The following is a 16361-nucleotide window of genomic DNA, read 5'->3' as shown; positions in this document are numbered from 1 at the left end:
CACTGCATGTCGGTGACGGCACCCCCGAGAGTCGGGGTGATGGGCGGGACATTCGATCCCATCCATCACGGTCACCTCGTCGCCGCGAGCGAAGTGGCTCAGTGGTTCGATCTCGATGAGGTCGTCTTCGTGCCCACGGGCGAGCCCTGGCAGAAGGCCGGCGTCTCACCGAGCGAGCACCGATATCTGATGACCGTCATCGCGACGGCATCCAACCCGCGCTTCACCGTCAGCCGGGTCGACATCGACCGGTCCGGGCCGACCTACACGATCGACACCCTCCGCGATCTGAAGGCGCGGCGACCGGACGCCGAGCTGTACTTCATCACCGGTGCCGACGCAATAGCGCAAATTCTCAGTTGGAGGGACCATGATGAACTGTGGGACCTGGCGCACTTCGTCGCGGTCTCGCGTCCCGGTCACGTGCTCAGCACCGACGGGCTGCCCAGTGAGGACGTGAGTCAGCTCGAGATCCCTGCGCTCGCCATCTCGTCCACGGACTGCCGTGACCGCGTACGACAAGGACACCCGGTGTGGTACCTCGTCCCCGACGGGGTCGTCCAATACATTGCGAAGCATCATCTCTACCGGAGCGAGGAATGAGTACACCCGAGCAGCCGGCGAATCCACCGCTGACACGAAAGCAGATGCGGGAGATCCGCAACACGGGATCCACGCCCGTGATCACCGCCGACGATTCCGTCGACGAATCCGCCGACGACGTCGCTGACACCGTCGCCGAGGCCGAGGCCGAGGCCGAGGCCGAGGCCGAGGCCGAGGCGCCCGCGGACGAGGCCACGCCCGTCTCGGACGCCGAGACGGCGCCCGACGGCCCGCCGCCGGCGGAGGAGCCGGCCCCCGTTCCGCCCGCGGCCGTCACGCCGATCGCGGTCGCGCCGCTGGCCCGCCCCGCGGAGCCGGTCTCGGTCGCGCCGGCACCCGTCGCGGATGCCTCCGTCGACCTGGGTGCATCGCCCCTCACCCGTCGCCAGGCACGCCAGCAGGAGCGGATCCGCACGGCGTCCGTGCCCGTCATCACGCCCGAGCTCGCCGCCGCGCATACCGCCGCCATGGCGGCCGTGGCCACCGCGGCCCCGGCTCCCGCGCTCACGCGCGACGAACCGGTCAGCGTCCACAGCGGCATGCACGACCTGTTCGGGCTGGCCGCCACCCCCGCACCGGCGCGCCCCGCCGTCGCGGAGGCGGTGGAGGAGCCGACGGCCGACGAGGTGGATGTGGAGGCCGAGGACGAGTCGCCCTGGTCGCCCCTCTCGCCCGAGGACGAGTCGGAGGACGAGCGCAGGGAGCGTGTCGTCAACCCGAATCTCGGCGCAGGGCTGCTCGAGGCGGAGCCCGAGCCGGTGGAGCTTCCCGCGTCGTTCGATCAGCTGCTCTCCCGCTCGACCGGCAGCATCTCCATGCCCAACGCACTGATCCTGTCGCAGGCTCCCGAGGTCGCGCCGATCTCGGCTCCGCTGAGTGCGACCGGCGAGGTCCTCATCACCGGCACGCTCAACCTGCCCGAGGGCCTCGGATCCACGGGGCACGCACTCGGAACCGCCGACGGCAAAGAGGTGGATGCGACGCTCGTCGACGGCGAGCTGCCCGCTCACTCCTCACCCACGCCGATCGCCGCGAGCGCCGCGATCAGCACGGTCAAGAGCGCGGGCGAGGTCATCCGGCCGCCCGTTCCCGAGAAGGGCAGCAAGCTCATGCTCGCGCTCGCGATCACCGCCGGTGCGCTCGCGCTGGCGCTGGTCGGCGTGCTGATCCTCGCCTTCGTGACAGGAGCCCTGTGATGGCGGCATCCGCCCAGTCCCACGACATGCTGCAGATCGCCGCGGTCGCCGCCGACGCGAAGGGCGGGGAGGATCTCGTCGCGCTCGATGTGTCGGGACCCTTGCCGCTGGTCGACGTCTTCCTCCTCGTGACGGGTCGCAGCGAGCGCAACGTCGCCGCGATCGCGGACGAGATCGAAGACAGGCTGCTCGAGGCCGGCCACAAGCGCCTGCGACGCGAAGGACGCCAGGAATCCCGGTGGGTGCTGCTCGATTTCGGAGACCTCGTCGTGCACGTGTTCCACGAGCAGGAGCGCGTCTACTACGGTCTCGAGCGCCTCTGGAAGGACTGCCCGGTCATCCCGATCGAGCTCCCCGCGGCGGCTGCGACCGAGTGACCAGGCTGGTTCGGAGCACGCGTTGACGTGTTGTAAGCTGGTCTAGTTGCCCCGCGAGGGGCGGCGAAATCCGGGCCTGTGGCGCAGCTGGTAGCGCACCTGCATGGCATGCAGGGGGTCAGGGGTTCGAGTCCCCTCAGGTCCACCACACACGAAGCCCCCGAGAGATCGGGGGCTTTCGCATTTCGTCCAGCCGTTGACCGGACCGCGCCGGCGGGAGAGGCTGAGGGTGACCCCGGAGGCCGCCATGTCCGACGTGACACCGTTCCTGTGGTTCGACGACGATGCCGAGGCAGCGATCTCGTTCTACACCGAGCTGATCCCCGACTCGTCCATCGTCTCGATGGGGAAGTACCCCGACGAGGTGCCGGGAATGGGCGGCAAGGTGATGCACGCCCACTTCCGGCTGGCGGGCCGCGACTACTACGCCATGGACGCCGGCCCGCAGTTCCCCTTCACCGAAGCGGTGTCGCTCTACGTCTCGTGCGAGGACCAGGAAGAGGTCGACCGGTACTGGAACGCGCTGACCGCCGACGGCGGGCAGGAGCAGCCGTGCGGGTGGCTCAAGGACCGGTGGGGGCTGTCGTGGCAGATCATCCCCGATCGCCTGATCGAGCTCATCCGGCATCCCGATCCCGAGACCGCGCACCGCGCGGTGCAGGCCATGCTCGCCATGCACCGGATCGACATCGCCGCGCTCGAGGCGGCCGCCGAGGGCGCGTGAGACTCACGTCGGCGCTGGCTGCGACCGGATGCCTCGTCCTGGCGCTGGTCGCGGCATCCGCCTGCTCTCCCTCGCCGGGGAGCGAGGCCGTCCCATCCGTGGTCCCGCCGACCGCGTCGACGCCGGCGCCGACGGCCGCCCCGACCGGCGCGTGGCGGCTCGACGGTGATCCGGAGGCACTCGCGACGGGGCTCGCCGCGCCGTGGTCGGTCGTTCCGCTGGACGGCGGCGGCGCGCTGGTGTCGCAGCGCGACGACGGCGCGATCGTCGAGCTCACGCCCGATGGGCGGCTCCGCGAGGTCGGGACGGTGCCCGGCGTGGTGTCCGGCGGCGAGTCCGGGCTCCACGGGCTCGCGCTGCTCGTGGACGACGACACGACGTGGCTCTACGCGTACCACGGAGCCGCCGATGACAACCGCGTGGTGCGGATGCCCCTCCTCGGCGCGCCCGGTGACCTGAGCCTCGGCGAGACCGACGTGGTGCTCGAGGGCATCCCGCGCGCGAGCACCCACGACGGCGGGCGCATCGCCTTCGGACCCGACGGCAGGCTGTACGTCGCCACCGGCGATGCGCAGAACCCCGAGGCGCCGCAGGATCCCGACTCGCTCGGGGGCAAGATCCTTCGCCTCGAACCTGACGGAGCGTCGGCCGACGGCAACCCGTGGGGCACCGCGGTGTGGTCGATGGGGCACCGCAACGTGCAGGGCATGGCATGGACGCAGGACGGAACGATGTGGGCGAGCGAGTTCGGCCAGAACACGTGGGACGAGCTCAACCGCATCGAGCCGGGCGGGAACTACGGCTGGCCGCTCGTCGAGGGCGAGGCAGGTCGGGACGGGCTGATCGATCCGGTCGTGAGCTGGGCCACCTCCGACGCCAGTCCGAGCGGGATCGCCGCCGTCGGCGACACGGTGTTCGTCGCGGGGCTGCGGGGTGAGCGGCTCTGGCTCGTCGACACCGCGGACGGCGAGCTCTCCGGCCAGCCGACGGCTGCCCTGGCGGGCGAGCAGGGGCGGCTGCGGGATGCCGTCCTGGCGCCGGACGGGACGCTGTGGGTGCTCACGGGCAACACCGACGGGCGGGGGTCCCCGCGCGCCGGGGACGACCTGCTTCTGCGCCTGCGACTGGTGCCGGCGTCGTGACGCGCCGCCGCTCCCGACAGGCGCATCGCGGCGCTACGGTGAGAGCGTGAGCTCTCAGCCGCGGTGTCCGCACTGCCGTCATTTCGTCTACCTCGACACCCTGACCTGCCCCAACTGCGAGGCGGAGCTCGGGTACCACATCGTGACGCGCGAGTTCCACGGCCTGCGCCACGGGCGCGTCCAGATCGACGACAAGACCTGGTACACCTGCTCGAACCGCGAATGGGCGTGCAACTGGCTCGTACGCGAGGACGCCCCCGCGGGCCGGTGCTTCTCGTGCCGGCTCACGCGACGTCGTCCCGCGGCCGACGACACGGTCGCGCTCGAGAAGCTCGCGAAGACCGAGGAGGCCAAGCGGCGGCTCCTGCTGCAGCTCGGCGACCTCGGCCTGCCCATCGTGCCCTGGGACGTCAAGGAGGGCGGACTGGGGTTCGACCTGATCTCGAGCCTGACCGACGGCAAGCCCGTGATGATCGGGCACTCCAACGGCATCATCTCGATCGATCTCGCCGAGAGCCTCGACGACCGGCGCGAGGCGCTGCGCGTGCGCCTGGGGGAGCCCTACCGCACGATCCTCGGCCACCTGCGCCACGAGGTCGGCCACTACTACCAGAACGTCCTGCTGACCGACGACGAGCTGTGGGCGCAATGCCGCGCGCTGTTCGGCGACGAGCGGGCGAGCTACAAGGACGCCCTCTCGCGCCACTACAAGCTCGGGGCCCCCGCCGACTGGCACGAGAGCTTCATCTCGGAGTACGCCACGATGCACCCGTGGGAGGACTTCGCCGAGACCTTCGCGCACTACCTCCACATCACCGGGACGCTCCAGACGGCGGCGGTGCTCGGCATCCATCTCGACTCCGCGGTGACCAACCTGCGCGACACCGATGTCGTGCCGCTGGAGTCGTACCGGGACGAGCCGATCCAGCGGCTGCTGTCGGACTGGGAGTGGATGTCGCAGGGATTCAACCGCATCAACCGGGCGATGGGGTTCGGCGACCTGTATCCCTTCACGATCGTCGGGCCGGTGCGGCACAAGCTCGAGTTCGTGCACGACATCATCACCCGGGCGCCGCTGACGTTCGAGGAGCAGTTCGCGCTCGCGTTCGCGCCCGACAGGGAGCGCGCATGACGTCGTTCGCGCGCGGGCAGCGCGTGATCGGAGCGTTCACCCACTTCGTGGAGAACCAGCCGCCGTGGCGGGTCGGCATCGACGAGTACTCGTCCAACGAGCCGCTCGTGGCCGCGGTCGACGCGTTCGGCGCGGGCTGGGCCGATGCCGGGCTGCGTGCGGCAGGCACCCTCGTCGGGTCCCTCGACTTCCAGCGCGACGCGGAGCTCGCCAACGTCCACACCCCGCAGCTGCACACTCACGACCGCTGGGGCTTCCGTCTCGACGAGGTCGAGTACGACCCGTCGTACCACCGGGTGATCTCCGCGGCGCTCGAGCACGGTGCGCACACGTCGGCCTGGGCGGATCCCCGACCCGGCGCGCACGTCGCGCGAGCGGCGACGTTCATGCTGTTCGCGCAGGTCGAGCCGGGCCACGCCTGCCCGGTGTCGATGACGCACGCCGCTGTCGCGTCGATCGAGGGCTCGCCGTGGGTCGCCGACGAGTGGATGCCCCGCCTGCTCTCGCGGTCGTACGACCCGCGGCTGCTCCCGGCCGAGGAGAAGCCCAGCGCGCTCATCGGGATGGCGATGACCGAGAAGCAGGGCGGCTCGGACGTGCGCGCGGGCACCACCGTGGGCGTGTCGATGGGCGGCCACGCCTACCAGCTCACGGGCCACAAGTGGTTCTGCTCCGCTCCGATGTCCGACGGCTTCCTCGTCCTCGCGCAGACGCGCCGAGGCTCGACGGATGAGGGACTGTCGTGCCTGTTCGTGCCGCGACTGCTGCCGCACGGCATGCGCAACGTGTTCCGCCTGCAGCGGCTGAAGGACAAGCTCGGGAACCGCTCGAACGCGTCGGGCGAGGTCGAGTTCGACGGCACCGTCGGCTTCGTGCTGGGCGAGCCGGGGCGAGGCGTGCGGACGATTATCGAGATGGTGCAGCGCACGCGCCTGGACTGCGTCCTCGGCACCGCCGCGGGCATGCGCCAGTCGGTCGCCGAGGCGGTGTGGCATGCCCACGGCCGGCAGGCCTTCGGCGCCGCCCTCGTCGACCAGCCCGCGATGACGTCCGTGCTCGCCGACCTCGCGCTCGAGGCGGAGGCTGCCATGCTCACCGGCCTGCGCCTCGCGCAGCTGTTCGAGGCCGAGGCATCCGACGACGACGTCGCTCTTCGGCGCCTGGCCGCACCCGTGTCGAAGTACTGGGTGTGCAAGCGCGGTCCGCACCACGCCTACGAGGCGCTCGAGTGCCTCGGCGGCAACGGCTACACCGAGGCGTTCCCGCTCGCCCGGCGCTACCGCGAGCAGCCCGTGATGGCGATCTGGGAGGGCTCGGGCAACGTGATCGCGCTGGACGTGCTGCGCGCGCTGACCCGGGATCCCGAGTCCGCCGAGGCGTTCGCCGCCGAGCTCGCGACGACCGCCGGGGCGTCCGCCGTGCTCGATGCCCACGCCGATCGCGCACTCGCCCTGATGCGGAGCCTGCAGGGAGCCGACGCGGCGGTCGCTCAGGCGCAGGCCCGACGGCTCACCGAGGCCCTCGCCCTGGCCTTCCAGGCGTCGCTCATGGTGCGCCACGCCCCGTCCCGCGACGCGGAGGCGTTCATCGCCGCGCGTCTCGGCGACGATCGAGGGTCGCAGTACGGCGTGCTGCCCGCGGGGACGGATGCCGCAGCCATCGTCGCCCGCCATTGATGCACGATCCATCGCGCCGACCTAGGCTGTCGGGGTGGATGCCGGACGTCGGGGATGGGCTGCCGCGCTCGTCGCGGTCGCGCTGACGGCTGCGGTGCCGGACGCCGCGGCGTCCGCCGCCGACGCGGAGCCGTCGCCCGAGCCGACGACGGGCGTCGTGCGGGTCGAGGCCGCGGACGATCCCGGCCTCCGCGACGAGGCCCAGCGCGCGGTCGCCGGGATGTCGCTGCGCGAGAGGGCGGCATCCGTCGTCATGGGGCACATCCCGACCACCGACACCGCGGCGCTGCGGGAGTACATGGAGTCCAGCGGCATCGGCGGCTTCATCCTCATGGGCGCCAACGTCCCCTCGAGCGAGCAGGCACTGCGCGAGGTCACGGCGGCGCTGACCGTCGACCCCGCCATGCCCCCGCTCCTCGCGGTGGACCAGGAGGGCGGCGACGTCTCGAGGCTGCCGTGGGATGCGTTCCCCTCGGCCCTCGACCTCAAGGACGCACCGCCGGCCGCAGCGCGCGACGCGTTCGCTGCCCGCGCCGCGCTCGTGCAGCGCGCCGGAATAGGCGTGAACTTCGGTGTCGTGGCCGACGAGACCGACGATCCCGGGTCGTTCATCTACCGCCGCGCGCTCGGGACGACGCCGGACGCTGCCGCCGACCGCGTGGACGCGGCCGTCACGGGCGAGGGGGGAGCGGCGCTGTCGACCCTCAAGCACTTCCCCGGTCACGGCGCGGCTCCGGGGGACTCGCATCGCGGCATCCCCGCCACGGCGATGACGAAGGAGCAGTGGGAGGCGCAGGACGGGCTGCCGTTCCGCGCCGGTGTCGATGCCGGGGCGCCGCTGCTCATGTTCGGCCACCTCGCCTACACGGACGTGGATGCCGCGCCGGCGAGCCTGTCGGCCGAATGGCACCGGATCGCGCGCGAGGAGCTCGGATTCGACGGCGTCGCCGTCACCGACGACCTCGGCATGCTGCAGGCCTCGGGCGATGCGCGCTACCAGGATCCCGTGGGCAATGCCGTCGCGGCTCTCGCCGCGGGAAACGACCTCGTGCTCGGCGTGATGTTCTCGGACGCGCAGACGGCGACCCGCACCGTCGACGGCATCGTGGCCGCCGTCGAGTCCGGAGCGCTGCCCGCCGAGCGCCTCGACGACGCGGCGACGCGCGTCGTCGAGATGCGGCTGGGCCTGGCCGCCGACGGCCGCGGACTCATCCCGTGCGGCGACTGCGAACCGGTGGGCTGAGTCAGTCCGATCCGATGATCTCGAGCAGCCGCGACCGGATGACCTGCCCGCGCTCGGCGAAGCCGCGCTGCGCGCGGACGTACTCTGCCTTGCCCTCGGACGTCTCGATCGCGACCGGCGCGTACCCCCACGCTTCGAGGTCGTAGGGCGACGCGCGCATGTCGAGGGTGCGGATGTCGCGCGCCAGCTCGAACGCGTCGAGCAGCACGTCGCCCGGCACCAGGGGACCGAGCTTGATCGCCCACTTGTAGAGGTCCATCCCCGCATGGAGGCAGCCGGGCTGCTCGAGCTCCGCCTGGCTCTCCCGCGTCGGCACGCGGCGGTTGCGGGGCACCGCCGCGGCGGTGAAGAAGCGGAATGCGTCGAAGTGCGTGCACCGCAGGTCGTGGGCCTCGACGACCGCGTCGGTGCCCGCCTGGCCCAGCCGCAGCGGCACGCCATGGCGGTGATCGGCCTCGCGATAGACCATCGCCCACTCGTGGAGTCCGAAGCATCCGAAGCCCGCGGCACGGCCCGCGGTCGCCCGGAGGATGCGGGCGATGCCGGTCACGAGCACGGCGTTCGCGGAGCGCCACGCCTCCTCGTCCACGACGAGCGAGGCGGGCGCCTGGCCGGGCGCGTACCCGCGCCACTGCGCGCGCAGCGTGGCCGCGGCATCCGCGAGCTCCACGCCCGCTCCGGGATGCCACCGCCGCAGGACGGCCGGCTTGTACGAGTAGTAGGTGAACAGGAAGTCCTCGACCGGATGCTTCTCGCCACGGCCAGCGCGATCGCGGTGCGCAGCCGTCAGCGCATCGGCGCGCGCCGCGTGCGCGCGCTCGAGGCCCTGCCACGCGGCGGCGTCGAGCACGCGGGTCGTCGGAGGCGCGATCGTCACCGTACGAGGATACGCACGCGCGCCGTCCGCGGCTCTCAGCCGTCGGCGGGCTCGATGAGCGCGGGGGAGTTGTTGCGCACGTTGCCGACGGCGCGCGAGACGACGTGGTCGTCGAGCGTCTCGGCCAGCGCGGGTGCGGCATCGATCGCGGCGTCGAGCACGTCGCGCACGTTCTCGGTGGTCGGGTCGAGCCACGCGTCGGCGTGGTCGGGATCGAGGAAGAGCGGCATGCGATCGTGGATCGAGCCGAGCCGGCCGATGGAGTCACGGGTGAGGATCGTGAAGCTCAGCAGCCATCGCGTCGGGTCGTCGTCGGCCTTGGACTTGTCGCGCCACCACTCGTAGAGCCCCGCCATGAACAGCGGGGAGTCGTCGGCGGGGTGGATGTAATGCGGGATCTTCGCCCCGTCGACGGTCTTCCACTCGTAGTACCCGGAGGTCGGGACCACCGCCCGACGCTTCTCGAGCGCGCTGCGGAACATCGGCTTGTCCTCGAGCTCTTCGGAGCGGGCGTTGAACGCTCGTGCGCCGATCTTGACGTCTTTCGCCCAGCCGGGGACGAGGCCCCATCGTGCGCTCTCGAGCCGCCGGACGGGGAGCTCCTCCTTCACCGAGTCGAGGACGATCGCGACCTGCGCGGTGGGCGCCACGTTGTAGGACGGCTCGGGCAGGTCATCGCCCTCGACGTCGACGCGAAGGACTCCGACGAGGTCGGATCCGGCACTTGCCACCACGAAGCGTCCGCACATGCGGTCAGCCTACGCGCGGGTTCCGACGTCAGCGCGGGACGACTCCGACATCCTCGAGGCGTTCGAGCAGGCCCGCGCCGTCCGATTCCGTCACCCAGGGCACACGCGCCGCGCTGTGGTCGTTGACGGCCGTACGGCCGCCGGCGAGCACGGCCTCGGCGGGGGAGAGGCGACGGATCGCGACGCCGACGACGTTGCCGGGATGCTCCGCCGCGAACGTCGTGTAGAGCTCGTCGTCGTGCTGTCCGTCGTCGCCGACGAGCAGCCAGCGCACGTGCGGGAACTCCTCGGCGAGCCGGCGCAGGTTCGAGAGCTTGTGCGCCTTGCCGCTGCGGAACCAGCGGTCGTGCGTGGGCCCCCAGTCGGTGAGCAGCAGCGCGCCGGGCGGGAACAGGTGCCGGCGCAGGAACCGCATCAGGGTCGGCGCGATGTTCCACGCACCGGTCGAGAGGTAGACCACCGGCGCACCGGGGTTCTCGCGGACGACCCGCTCCATGAGCACGGCCATGCCCGGCACGGGCTGGCGTGCGTGCTCGTCCACGACGAAGGAGTTCCATGCCGCGAGCAGCGGGCGGGGAAGGGCGGTCACCATCACGGTGTCGTCGACGTCCGAGACCACGCCGAAGTGCACCTCCGGCGCGACGACGAACGCGCGCGTCTCGACGGGCTCGCCGTCCTCGACGGTCATCGTGAACGTCTGCCAGCCGGGTTCGAGGACGGCGGGGAGACGCACGTCGATCACTCCGCCGCGGTCGGCGACGACCTCGTGGTCGACGCCGGCGATCGTGACGGTCACCTGCGCGTAGCCGATCGGGACGGCGACGAAGCTGCGCCAGCCGCGCACGCTCGCGTACTCGCCCGACTCGTTCTGCTTCGTCGGGGGGACGATCATCACGCGGCCGAGGACGCGCACCCAGTCGGGGCCGGCGTAGCCGGGGAAGGGCGTGACGGTGGGGGTCTGGCCGCGACGGCGGGCACGCCGCTCCCGCCAGGAGTGGAAGCGGTACTCGAGGCGAGCGAACCACAGCACCTTGGTGCTGGCCGGCGGCGTGACGGTCTCGGGCATCACCTCAGTCTTTCATGTCCTCCTCGATGCCGCCTGCGTGAGGCTCGACCGGATCCTGCTCGTGGGAGTGGTCGAGGTGCTTGCGCTCGGCGCGCTCGATGATCTTCTTCGTCACGAAGACGAGGACCAGGAAGAAGACGATGATCCCGACGAAGATGTACCCCGCATAGTGCAGCTGGTCGGACAGCTCGCGGTAGGTTCCGGCGGCGGCCGCACCCACCGAGACGTAGAACGAGGCCCAGACGACGCACGCCGGCACGGTCCAGGCGAGGAACCGCCGGTAGGGGTAGCCGCTCATGCCGACGGTGAGCGGGACGAGCGAATGCAGCACGGGGAGGAACCGCGAGATGAAGATGGCGGGACCGCCGCGGCGGCGCAGATACCGCTCCGACCTCTCCCAGTTCGCCTCGCCGAGCCGCCGGCCGAGCGCGGAGTGCCGGATCTTCGGGCCGAGGAACCGACCCAGCGCGAAGCCGATGCTCTCGCCGACGAGCGCGCCGACGATGACAGCGACCGCCAGGATCAGCCCTTCGAGGGGCGAGGCCACCGCGGTCGCGGCGACGATGACCACCGTGTCGCCGGGCACGAGCAGACCCACGAGCACGCTCGTCTCGAGCATGATCGCGATGCCGGCGATGAGGGTCCTGACGACCGGGTCGACGCTTTGCACGGCGTCGAGCAGCCACGTCAGGAAGTCGTTCACGCCATGAGCCTAGAACGCGGTCGCCCCGTCTAGCCTGGGAACATGTCGGAGCCGCTCATCGCCGTCGAGCTGACGGCGTGGGTGGATCCGGCATCCGTCCACGACGCGCTGTACGCGGCGGCGGAACACTCCTTCTGGCTCGACGCGGGGCCCGACGCCACGACCGGCTGGAGCTGGGTGGGAGCGGGAACCGCCGAGACCGGTCCGGAGCGCGTGCGAGAGATCGTCTGCCAGGCCCAGGCGGGCGAGCCGTGGCCGGCGGGGCCCTTCCGAGGCGGCTGGGTGGGCTGGCTCGGCTACGACGACGCGGCCGCCCGTGCCGGAGCGCCGGCGGACTTCGACGACCGGATGCCTCGCCAGGCCTGGCTGCGGGTGACGAGGTTCGTCGCCTTCGACCACACCGAGCGTCGGGCCTGGGCGGTGGGTCCCGCGGGCGAGGCGCACGCGCTCGCGGCCTCGATCGATCGGATCGACCCTGCCGATCCCGCTGTCCCCGGCGCCCCGCGCGCCGCCACCGCCCGCTCGCGCCATGCGCCCGGGCAGTACGCCGATCTCATCGCGCAGTGCCGCGCGGCGATCCGGGCAGGAGACGCCTACCAGCTGTGCCTCACGACGCGATTCGAGATCGACGGCGACGTCGACGCGACAGCGGCGTACCGGCGACTGCGCGCGCTCACACCCGCGCACCACGGCGGCCTCGTCCGCACGGGCGAGGTGGCGCTCGCGAGTGCGAGCCCGGAGCGGTTCCTCGAGGTCGCCGACGGCGTCGTGCGCACGCGTCCCATCAAGGGAACCCGGCCGCGCGGGACCGATGCGCAGGCCGACGCGGCGTTAGCGGAGGAGCTGCGGACCAGCGAGAAGGAGCGGGCCGAGAACGTCATGATCGTCGATCTCATGCGCAACGACCTGTCGCGCGTGAGCGAGCCGGGCTCCGTCGGCGTGGACGGCCTGCTCGAGGTGGAGTCGTATCCAGCGGTGCATCAGCTCGTCAGCACCGTGTCCGGCAGGCTCACCGCGGGCGTCGCCGTCGGCGACCTGCTCGACGCGGCCTTTCCCGCGGGGAGCATGACCGGAGCGCCCAAACTGTCGGCGATGACGATCCTGCACCGGCTCGAGGGCGGACCGCGCGGCGTCTTCGCGGGCTGCTTCGGCTGGATCGGCACGGACGGCGCACTCGACCTCGCCATGGTCATCCGCTCGATCGTGGTGCACCCGGGCGGTGCATACGTCGGGGCGGGCGGGGGGATCACGTGGAGATCGGATGCCGCGGCCGAGGTCGCCGAGGTGGGCATCAAGGCCCGCGGGCCGCTCGCCGCCATCGGTGCGTCGCTGCCGCCCGGCTGGTGACGGCCGGGTTCCGGTACCCTGGAGATTCGCGCCCGCGCGCGTCTCCGGCATCCGTTCGATTGGTTCCCCCGTGTCACAGACCCTCCCGCCCGACACCGCCGTGCCCGCAGAAGGCGGGGGCTTCGACGCCTATGCCATCCAGCAGAAGTGGCAGGCGCGGTGGACGGCCGCCGACCCGTTCAAGGCGGGCGATCAGGGCGACACGCGTCCGCGCAAGTACGTGCTGGGCATGTTCCCGTACCCGTCGGGCGACATGCACATGGGGCACGCCGAGAACTACGCCTACGTCGACACGGTGGCTCGCTTCTGGCGGCACCGCGGCTACAACGTCCTGAACCCGATCGGGTGGGACTCCTTCGGGCTTCCCGCCGAGAACGCCGCGATCCAGCGCGGCGCCGACCCACGCGAGTGGACGTACGCGAACATCGCGCAGCAGCGCGCGAGCCTGCAGAACTTCGGCACCTCGTACGACTGGAGCCGCGTGCTCCACACCAGCGACCCCGAGTACTACCGCTGGAACCAGTGGCTGTTCCAGCGCCTGTACGAGCGCGGCCTGGCCTACCGCAAGGAGAGCCCGGTCAACTGGTGTCCGAACGACCAGACCGTGCTCGCGAACGAGCAGGTCGTCGACGGGCACTGCGAGCGCTGCGGCGCCGAGGTCGTCAAGAAGAAGCTCACCCAGTGGTACTTCAAGATCACCGAGTACGCCGACCGCCTGCTCGACGACCTGAACCAGCTCGAGGGGTTCTGGCCGCAGAAGGTCATCCGCATGCAGCGGAACTGGATCGGCCGCTCGGTGGGCGCTGACATCGACTTCGAGATCGAGGGCCGCGCCGAGAAGGTCACGGTGTTCTCGACCCGCCCCGACACGCTGTACGGCGCGACGTTCATGGTGGTCGCCCCCGACAGCGATCTGGCCGCGGAGCTTGCCGCGGGGTCCTCCGCGGAGGTGCGCATGAAGTTCCAGGACTACCTGGAGCGGGTGCAGCGCGAGACCGACATCGAGCGCCAGAGCACCGACCGCCCCAAGACGGGCGTCTTCCTCGACCGGTACGCGGTCAACCCCGTCAACGGCGAGCGCCTGCCGATCTGGGCCGCCGACTACGTGCTGGCCGACTACGGCCACGGCGCGGTGATGGCCGTTCCCGCGCACGACCAGCGCGACCTCGACTTCGCCCGGGCCTTCGGGCTGCCGGTCCGGACCGTGGTCGACACCACCGCGCCCATCACCGGCGCGATCCCGGTGATCGAGCTCGACGACGACGGCGTGCCGATCGACCCGGGCGTCGACGAGCAGACGCTGGCCGACATCGACCCCGCCGTCACGGGCATCGCGCTCACCGGCGACGGCCGGATGATCAACTCCGGCGCGCTCGACGGTCTCTCCAAGCGCAACGCGATCGCCCGTGTGATCGAGCAGCTGGATGCCGCGGGCACCGGCCGCGCGGCGAAGTCGTACCGGCTGCGCGACTGGCTGATCTCGCGCCAGCGCTTCTGGGGCACGCCCATCCCGATGATCCACACCGCCGACGGCCGGATCGTGCCGGTGCCCGACGAGCAGCTCCCGCTGCGCCTGCCCGACGCGAAGGGCCTCGATCTCGCCCCGAAGGGCACCTCTCCGCTGGGCGGCGCGGCCGAGTGGATGGCGACGACCGACCCCGAGACGGGGGAGCCCGCGCTCCGCGACGCCGACACGATGGACACGTTCGTCGACAGCTCGTGGTACTTCCTCCGCTTCCTGGCGGCCGACGACCCGACGCAGGCCTTCCCGTCGCGGGAGGCGGACAAGTGGGCGCCGGTCGACTCCTACATCGGCGGCGTCGAGCACGCGATCCTGCACCTGCTCTACGCGCGCTTCATCACCAAGGTCCTCTTCGACATGGGTCTCATCGAGTTCACCGAGCCCTTCACGAGCCTCATCAACCAGGGCATGGTGCTGCTGGACGGCTCGAAGATGTCCAAGAGCAAGGGCAACCTCGTCGAGTTCGCCGCCAGCATGGTGGATCCCGGCGCCGACGTCGTCCGCGTCGCCATCGCGTTCGCCGGCCCCGTCGAGGACGACATCAACTGGGAGGACGTCTCGACGACCGGCGCCCAGAAGTTCCTCGCCCGCGCGTGGCGCGTCGCGAAGGATGTCGCGAGCGATCCCGACGTGATCTGGGCCGAGGGCGACCCGGCCCTGCGCCGCGTCACCCATCGCCTGCTGGCCGACGCGCCGGGCCTCGTCGAGCAGACGAAGTTCAACGTCGTCGTCGCACGGCTGATGGAGCTCGTGAACGCCACCCGCAAGGCCATCGACATCGGTGCCGGCCCCGCCGACCCCGCTGTCCGCGAGGCCGCCGAGGTCACCGCGATGGTGCTCGACCTGTTCGCTCCGCACACCGCGGAGGAGATGTGGGAGATCCTCGGCTACGACGGCTTCGTCGGCCTCGTGCCGTGGCGCAGCGCCGACCCGACCCTGCTCGTCGAGGAGACCGTGACCTCGGTCGTGCAGATCGACGGCAAGGTGCGCGCGACGCTGCAGGTCCCGGCCCGTATCGACGCCGCCGAGCTGGAGCGCCTCGCGCGCGCGGACGAGCGCGTGGTGCGCTCGCTCGCCGGACGCGAGATCACCCGCGCGGTCGTGCGCCCGCCGAAGGTGGTCAGCTTCAGCACCCACTGACGCCGGCTCCTCCACCGAGCCGGCGACTCGGGGATCCCTCCCCAGCGGCGCGTTGACCCGCCGGACCTCGGTCCGCGCGTCCCTACCGTGGGTGGGTGACCGCGGATGCCGAACCCGACCGCGCCGCCCCCCGGCGCCGCCTCGGGCTGGGCGCCGCGGTGGTGCTCGTGATCGCCGCGCTCGCGGTCACGGTCGCGATCGGCATCTTCCGCGGAGCCTCCGCTCCCGTCGAGCACGTGAGCATCGACGAGCAGCAGACGGATGCCGCGACCCCGGCCGCTCTGTACGTCCATGTGTCGGGCGCCGTCGCCGCGCCCGGACTGTACGTCCTCGGCAGCGGCGCGCGCGTGGTGGACGCGATCGCCGCGGCGGGCGGGTTCGCGAAGGACGCCGAGGGCGGCGCGGTGAATCTCGCGCGGCCGCTGTCCGACGGCGAGCAGCTGCACGTGCCTGTGGTCGGCGAGGCGCCGCAGGAGGGGGGCGGCGCGGGGGCGGCGGCGGACGCAGGCTCCGGCGACGATCTCGTCGATCTCAACAGCGCCGACCTGGCCGCTCTCGACACGCTGCCGCGGATCGGGCCGGCGCTGGCGCAGCGGATCATCGACTGGCGGGAGGCGAACGGAGGTTTCACCGCCGTCGAGGACCTGCTCGCGGTGCCGGGCATCGGCGACAAGATGCTGGAGTCGCTCCGCGACCTGGTGACGCTGTGAGGGTGCCGCTGCGCCTGGCGCTCCGCCTGGTCCCGGTCGCCGCCGTGGCGTGGGCGGCGGCGCTGGCGACCACGCTGTGGCCGGCGGTGGCCGCGGCGGCGGCCGCCGGTCTCTGGGCGGCGACGCTCGCCGCGCTGGGCTGGTGCCTCTGGTC

At 71.8% G+C, this 16361-nt stretch carries 15 protein-coding genes and 1 tRNA gene; 12 read left to right on the top strand and 4 right to left on the bottom strand.

All coding sequences use genetic code 11. The annotated features are described in order from the left end of the window. Positions 1-6: 6 nt before the first annotated feature. The 9 genes from nadD (at position 7) to ACE3O1_RS02785 (ending at position 8093) form a co-directional block, all read left to right on the top strand. A complete protein-coding gene (gene nadD / locus ACE3O1_RS02825) occupies positions 7-603 on the top strand; it encodes a nicotinate-nucleotide adenylyltransferase (RefSeq protein ID WP_374312211.1) in 597 nt (198 codons plus the stop codon). Next, positions 600-1799, top strand: coding sequence for a hypothetical protein (locus ACE3O1_RS02820; RefSeq protein ID WP_374312209.1), 1200 nt, complete (start codon positions 600-602; stop codon positions 1797-1799). The genes nadD and ACE3O1_RS02820 overlap by 4 nt, the downstream gene beginning before the upstream one ends. After that, a complete protein-coding gene (rsfS, locus tag ACE3O1_RS02815) occupies positions 1799-2176 on the top strand; it encodes a ribosome silencing factor (RefSeq protein WP_374312207.1) in 378 nt (125 codons plus the stop codon). Before ACE3O1_RS02820 ends, rsfS begins: the two co-directional genes overlap by 1 nt. Before the next feature lie 72 nt (positions 2177-2248). Then, a tRNA-Ala gene (locus tag ACE3O1_RS02810) sits at positions 2249-2324 on the top strand. 99 nt (positions 2325-2423) lie between these two features. Further along, positions 2424-2900: a VOC family protein gene (locus tag ACE3O1_RS02805; RefSeq protein WP_374312205.1), complete on the top strand. Its 477-nt coding sequence runs from the start codon at positions 2424-2426 to the stop codon at positions 2898-2900. Then, entirely contained in the window at positions 2897-4042 is a 1146-nt protein-coding gene (locus ACE3O1_RS02800; RefSeq protein WP_374312203.1) for a sorbosone dehydrogenase family protein, read from the top strand. Before ACE3O1_RS02805 ends, ACE3O1_RS02800 begins: the two co-directional genes overlap by 4 nt. 46 nt (positions 4043-4088) lie before the next feature. Beyond that, positions 4089-5174: a putative zinc-binding metallopeptidase gene (locus tag ACE3O1_RS02795; protein ID WP_374312201.1), complete on the top strand. Its 1086-nt coding sequence runs from the start codon at positions 4089-4091 to the stop codon at positions 5172-5174. Beyond that, complete coding sequence (locus ACE3O1_RS02790) at positions 5171-6850, top strand: acyl-CoA dehydrogenase family protein (protein ID WP_374312199.1); 1680 nt, start codon at positions 5171-5173, stop codon at positions 6848-6850. The genes ACE3O1_RS02795 and ACE3O1_RS02790 overlap by 4 nt, the downstream gene beginning before the upstream one ends. A gap of 34 nt (positions 6851-6884) precedes the next feature. Then, the gene (locus ACE3O1_RS02785) at positions 6885-8093 is read left to right on the top strand and encodes a glycoside hydrolase family 3 N-terminal domain-containing protein (RefSeq protein ID WP_374312197.1); all 1209 of its coding nucleotides are present in this window, start codon (positions 6885-6887) and stop codon (positions 8091-8093) included. Between the two features lies 1 nt (position 8094). On the opposite strand, the gene ACE3O1_RS02780 is transcribed toward ACE3O1_RS02785, so the two are convergent. From ACE3O1_RS02780 to ACE3O1_RS02765, 4 genes are read right to left on the bottom strand one after another with little or no spacing between them, the layout of a single operon-like run. After that, positions 8095-8970, bottom strand: coding sequence for a 3-methyladenine DNA glycosylase (locus ACE3O1_RS02780; protein ID WP_374312195.1), 876 nt, complete (start codon positions 8968-8970; stop codon positions 8095-8097). A gap of 35 nt (positions 8971-9005) precedes the next feature. Further along, entirely contained in the window at positions 9006-9719 is a 714-nt protein-coding gene (locus ACE3O1_RS02775) for an SOS response-associated peptidase (RefSeq protein WP_374312193.1), read from the bottom strand. 28 nt (positions 9720-9747) lie between these two features. Continuing rightward, on the bottom strand, positions 9748-10785 hold the full coding sequence (locus tag ACE3O1_RS02770; RefSeq protein WP_374312191.1) for an App1 family protein: 1038 nt from the start codon (positions 10783-10785) through the stop codon (positions 9748-9750). Between the two features lie 4 nt (positions 10786-10789). Continuing rightward, the gene (locus ACE3O1_RS02765) at positions 10790-11488 is read right to left on the bottom strand and encodes a DedA family protein (protein ID WP_374312189.1); all 699 of its coding nucleotides are present in this window, start codon (positions 11486-11488) and stop codon (positions 10790-10792) included. Positions 11489-11530: 42 nt separating this feature from the next. Here ACE3O1_RS02765 and pabB point away from each other — a divergent pair, with 42 nt between their 5' ends. The 3 genes from pabB to ACE3O1_RS02750 all read left to right on the top strand — a co-directional run bounded on the left by pabB (position 11531) and on the right by ACE3O1_RS02750 (position 16207). Further along, positions 11531-12835, top strand: coding sequence for an aminodeoxychorismate synthase component I (pabB, locus tag ACE3O1_RS02760; protein ID WP_374312187.1), 1305 nt, complete (start codon positions 11531-11533; stop codon positions 12833-12835). 70 nt (positions 12836-12905) lie between these two features. Next, a complete protein-coding gene (gene leuS / locus ACE3O1_RS02755) occupies positions 12906-15497 on the top strand; it encodes a leucine--tRNA ligase (protein WP_374312185.1) in 2592 nt (863 codons plus the stop codon). Between the two features lie 95 nt (positions 15498-15592). Continuing rightward, positions 15593-16207: a helix-hairpin-helix domain-containing protein gene (locus tag ACE3O1_RS02750; RefSeq protein ID WP_374312183.1), complete on the top strand. Its 615-nt coding sequence runs from the start codon at positions 15593-15595 to the stop codon at positions 16205-16207. Positions 16208-16361: the final 154 nt, after the last annotated feature.

Origin of the sequence: Microbacterium sp. (assembly GCF_041909575.1) — a bacterium.
Lineage (GTDB): Bacteria > Actinomycetota > Actinomycetes > Actinomycetales > Microbacteriaceae > Microbacterium.
Note: the sequence above shows the minus strand (reverse complement) of the source record. Positions and strands in the feature narration are given on the sequence as shown.

Coding starts and splice junctions, on each gene's coding strand:
- nadD (WP_374312211.1), top strand. CDS start 7: ATGTCGGTGACGGCACCCCCGAGAGTCGGGGTGATGGGCGGGACATTC.
- ACE3O1_RS02820 (WP_374312209.1), top strand. CDS start 600: ATGAGTACACCCGAGCAGCCGGCGAATCCACCGCTGACACGAAAGCAG.
- rsfS (WP_374312207.1), top strand. CDS start 1,799: ATGGCGGCATCCGCCCAGTCCCACGACATGCTGCAGATCGCCGCGGTC.
- ACE3O1_RS02805 (WP_374312205.1), top strand. CDS start 2,424: ATGTCCGACGTGACACCGTTCCTGTGGTTCGACGACGATGCCGAGGCA.
- ACE3O1_RS02790 (WP_374312199.1), top strand. CDS start 5,171: ATGACGTCGTTCGCGCGCGGGCAGCGCGTGATCGGAGCGTTCACCCAC.
- ACE3O1_RS02775 (WP_374312193.1), bottom strand. CDS start 9,719: ATGTGCGGACGCTTCGTGGTGGCAAGTGCCGGATCCGACCTCGTCGGA.
- ACE3O1_RS02770 (WP_374312191.1), bottom strand. CDS start 10,785: ATGCCCGAGACCGTCACGCCGCCGGCCAGCACCAAGGTGCTGTGGTTC.
- pabB (WP_374312187.1), top strand. CDS start 11,531: ATGTCGGAGCCGCTCATCGCCGTCGAGCTGACGGCGTGGGTGGATCCG.